The 4,315-nt window shown below is 62.9% G+C and carries 3 protein-coding genes and 1 tRNA gene; 3 read left to right on the forward strand and 1 reads right to left on the reverse strand.

Features of this window, described 5'->3' with window-relative positions:
• Positions 1–362: 362 nt before the first annotated feature.
• The 3 genes from ACT6Y9_RS09005 (at position 363) to ACT6Y9_RS09015 (ending at position 3,653) form a co-directional block, all read left to right on the forward strand.
• Positions 363–2,192 carry a carbon starvation CstA family protein gene (locus ACT6Y9_RS09005; RefSeq protein ID WP_295481045.1) on the forward strand — a complete coding sequence of 610 codons (1,830 nt, stop codon included), beginning with the start codon at positions 363–365 and terminating at the stop codon, positions 2,190–2,192.
• Positions 2,193–2,337: 145 nt separating this feature from the next.
• Entirely contained in the window at positions 2,338–3,138 is an 801-nt protein-coding gene (locus ACT6Y9_RS09010; RefSeq protein ID WP_295481044.1) for a thymidylate synthase, read from the forward strand.
• 29 nt (positions 3,139–3,167) lie between these two features.
• Entirely contained in the window at positions 3,168–3,653 is a 486-nt protein-coding gene (locus ACT6Y9_RS09015) for a dihydrofolate reductase (RefSeq protein ID WP_295481043.1), read from the forward strand.
• Positions 3,654–4,130: 477 nt separating this feature from the next.
• Here ACT6Y9_RS09015 and ACT6Y9_RS09020 read toward each other — a convergent pair.
• Positions 4,131–4,207, reverse strand: a tRNA-Arg gene (locus tag ACT6Y9_RS09020).
• Positions 4,208–4,315 lie beyond the last annotated feature (108 nt).

The following is a 4,315-nucleotide window of genomic DNA, read 5'->3' on the forward strand; positions in this document are numbered from 1 at the left end:
GCTGAGCGTTGGTCAAGTGGAGAATCCCCGTCCTTCAGGGCGGGGAGTGCGTCAAATGCGCGAGAGGTCCGCGGGCGCCGGATCTCTCAGTCTCCAGATGAGCAAAACCGCTTAGCCGGATTTACGCCGTGTCAAATTGTGACAGCCACTTCAGGGTTATCACGCAGAGGCTTCCACTAGGGCAAGGCTACACTAGCCCTGCACGCTTCGAAATGGCTAGCCGTTTTCGATGAAGTCGAATACCACTAGGGAATAACACCAAGACCGCACCCTGGCGACGGAGGACGGGCCCTCGGGTCTGCTGTCGAAAGCTCCTGCATAATTCCTAGCGTTGTCCCATCCACAACCCAAGGAAGATTGACATGGAAACGCTGAACGGGGTGAATGCGCTCACCATCGTATTCGCCGCCCTGTGCATCTTCGCGATCGCATACCGTTTCTACGGCCTATGGATCGCGCAGAAGGTACTGAACATCAATGCCGCCCGCGAAACCCCTGCGGTGCGCTTTGAAGACGGCAAGGACTACGTTCCGACGAACAAGTACGTCTTGTTCGGCCACCACTTCGCCGCCATTGCGGCCGCCGGTCCGTTGCTCGGCCCGGTTCTGGCCGCGCAGTTCGGCTATCTGCCCGGCCTGCTCTGGATTCTGATCGGCTGCGTCCTCGCGGGCGGCGTGCACGACATGGTCGTGCTCTTCTGCTCGGTGCGCCACCGCGGCAATTCGCTCGCCTACATCGCGGGTCAGGAAATCGACCATACCACCGGCCGCGTCGCCGCGTGGGCCGTGCTCGCCATTCTGATCCTCACGCTCGCGGGCCTTTCGATCGCTGTCGTGAACGCGATGCACAACTCGCTCTGGTCGACCTACACCGTCGCCGCGACGATTCCGATCGCCGTGCTGATGGGTCTCTACATGCAGGTCTGGCGCAAGGGCGACGTGAAGGGCGCGACCGCGCTCGGCGTGATCCTCCTCTTCCTCTGCATCCTTTCGGGTCCGTGGGTCGCCGCTCACCCCGAGTACTTCGGCTGGCTCGACATCGACAAGCCTGAGATGAGCATCCTCATCCCGATCTACGGCTTCCTCGCCTCGGTCCTCCCGGTGTGGCTCCTGCTGCTGCCGCGCGACTACCTCTCCACGTTCCTGAAGATCGGCACGATCGGCGCGCTCGCGCTCGGCATCGCCTTCACGATGCCCACCTTCAACATGCCGCCCCTCACCGAGTTCATCCACGGCGGTGGCCCGATCATCGGCGGTCCGGTGATTCCGTTCCTGTTCATCACGATCGCCTGCGGCGCCCTCTCGGGCTTCCACGCCACGATCGGCACGGGCACGACCCCGAAGATGATCAGCAATGAGCGCGACGTTCTGTTCGTCGGCTACGGCGCGATGCTCACCGAAGGCTTCGTTGCCATCATGGCCCTCGTCGCCGCCTGCGTCCTTGTTCCGGCCGACTACTTCGCGATCAACGCTCCGGCCGACAAGTTCGCCAAGCTCGGCATGTCCGTCGTCGAACTCCCGCAGCTCGAAGCTGAAGTTCAGGAAAGCCTGATGGCCCGCCCGGGCGGCTCGGTGTCGCTCGCCGTCGGCATGGCGCACATCTTCTCCAAGATCCCGTTCATGGAACACCTGATGGCGTACTGGTATCACTTCGCCATCATGTTCGAGGCCGTGTTCATCCTGACTGCGGTTGACGCCGGCACCCGTGTGGGCCGCTTCTTCCTGCAGGAAATGATGGGCAAGGTCTGGCCGAAGTTCGGTGACAAGGAGTGGTGGCCCGGCATCATCATCACGTCCGCGATCTTCACGGGTACGTGGGGCTACCTCGTCTACTCGGGCGACATCGGTTCGATCTGGCCGCTGTTCGGCATCTGCAACCAGCTGCTCGCCTCCGTGACGCTGCTCATCGGCACCACCGTGATCATGCGCCTCAACCACGCCAACTACGCGTGGGTTACGGGCGCCCCCGGCATCCTGATGACCCTCATCACCTTCTGGGCCGGCATCTGGCTGATCGTCAACCAGTACGTCCCGAACGGCCAGATGCTGCTCGCCAGCCTCTCCGCTCTGATCATGGTCCTGATGCTCTTCGTGATCGTCGGCGTGATCCGCCGCTGGATGGTTCTGCTCAACATCCATACGACCGTCAAGGACAAGTACGGCGTTGAGGTGAAGACCATCGTCGAGGAATAAGTCCTCCTGCGCCTTCTCCCCGAAGACCGATTCTGAAGCCGGTCTTCCCGGGGAGGGAAAAAGCTCGACCGCTCCGGATCTCCGCATCCGGGGCGGTTTTTTTATAATCCCCGCCTTCACCCAAAATGAACCGGCGGAGGGCGCAATGCCGAGCAACCAGTACGAAACGCTCCTGAGGAGAATCTACGAGGAGGGAACGCACAAGTCCGACCGCACGGGGACGGGCACGCGTTCGCTCTTCGGCTGCCAGATGCGCTTCAATCTCGACGAGGGCTTTCCCCTCGTGACGACGAAGAAGCTCCACCTGCGCTCGATCATCTATGAACTCCTGTGGTTCCTCTCGGGCGATACGAACATCAAGTACCTCCACGACCACAACGTGACGATCTGGGACGAGTGGGCCGATGAAAACGGCGACCTCGGCCCCGTCTACGGCCATCAGTGGCGCGCGTGGCCTGCGCCCGACGGACGCCGGATCGACCAGATCTCGGACCTTCTCGAGCGCATCCGCAGGACGCCCGATTCGCGGCGCCTCGTCGTCACGGCCTGGAACCCCGCGGAGCTCCCGCAGATGGCGCTCCCGCCCTGCCACTGCCTCTTCCAGTTCTACGTGGCCGACGGGCGCCTCTCCTGCCAGCTCTACCAGCGCAGCTGCGACATGTTCTTGGGCGTGCCCTTCAACATCGCGAGCTACGCGCTGCTCACGCACATGATCGCGCAGCAGTGCAACCTCGAGCCCGGCGACTTCGTCTGGACGGGCGGCGACTGCCACATCTACGACAACCACCTCGAGCAGACGGCGCTGCAGCTCTCGCGCGAGCCCCGGCCCTACCCGAAGCTCGTGATCCGCCGCCGGCCGCCCACGCTCTTCGACTACGCGTTCGAAGACTTCGCGTTCGAAGGCTACGACCCCTGGCCCGCCATCAAGGCGCCCGTGGCGGTCTGAGAATCATCCTGTCTGAGGAGAACTCCACCATGATCGAACTCATCGCGGCCGCGAGCCGCAACGGCGTGATCGGCGCGGACAACCGCCTCCTGTGGCGCATTCCCGAGGACTTCGCGCACTTCAAGCGCACCACGATGGGCGCGCCCGTCGTGATGGGCCGGCGCACGTGGGAGTCCATCGGGCGGGCGCTCCCCGGGCGGCTCAACATCGTGATCTCGCGCCGTGCGCCTGTTCTCCCCGAAGGCGTCCTCGCGGCGCGCTCGCTCGAAGAGGCGCTCGCGCTCGCCGCCGGCTCCCCGCGTATCTTCGTGATCGGCGGGGGCGAGATCTACCGGCAGGCGATGCCCTTCGCGGACCGGATCTGGCTCACGCGCATCGACGCGGACTTCGAGGGCGACGCCTACTTCCCGACGATCCCCCGCGGGCGCTTCATCGGGCGCACGTTCAGGACGCTCCTTCCCACGGTGAAGCGCCCCTGGCGCGTGGACTTCCAGGTCTGGACGCCGCGCCGCTAAAGCGCCTCCCGGGCGCCTCTGAAGAGCTCTGAGCGTCGTCTCCGCTGACGCTTCGCAACTTTCGCCAGACGCCGCAGGCGGGGGAGGGGCTGCGGAGGAGATTTCCACAACCCGCCGGCCTTCTTGGTGCGGCGGGTTTTTCGTGGGGCGACCGTCCGCCACCCCCCGCGGTTGCAGGGACGGCGGGGCGCTCACTCCCGGCGGCGGAAGTGGTTTTCCACATTCCGGAGGGTGGTTTTTCCACAGATTCTGTGCATAACTCCGTGGACATCCCTCCGAGCGGACGTTCTTCGCAAAAGAATCAATGGCTTAAGGAATTGCTCAAAAATTAATCAGCAAATAACGGACAAACATCAGTGAGTTGCCGCCGCCGGCTGTGGACAACAGCGTGTGTTGCGAAATCAATGGGCAATAAAAAAGAGCATCTGACCGAAATCAGCTGCTCTTTTTTGCACATCACCTTCAAGCGAAATCGAATGGTGCGCCAGGCAGGATTCGAACCCACGACCCTCTGGTTCGTAGCCAGATACTCTATCCAACTGAGCTACTGGCGCACGTTTCGTTTTGCGCTTCGGACCCCTTCAAGGAAAGGTCCGTTCTGTAAATTGTGGTGCGCCAGGCAGGATTCGAACCCACGACCCTCTGGTTCGTAGCCAGATACT

It is taken from the genome of Sutterella sp., from assembly GCF_052272535.1.
GTDB lineage: Bacteria > Pseudomonadota > Gammaproteobacteria > Burkholderiales > Burkholderiaceae_F > Sutterella.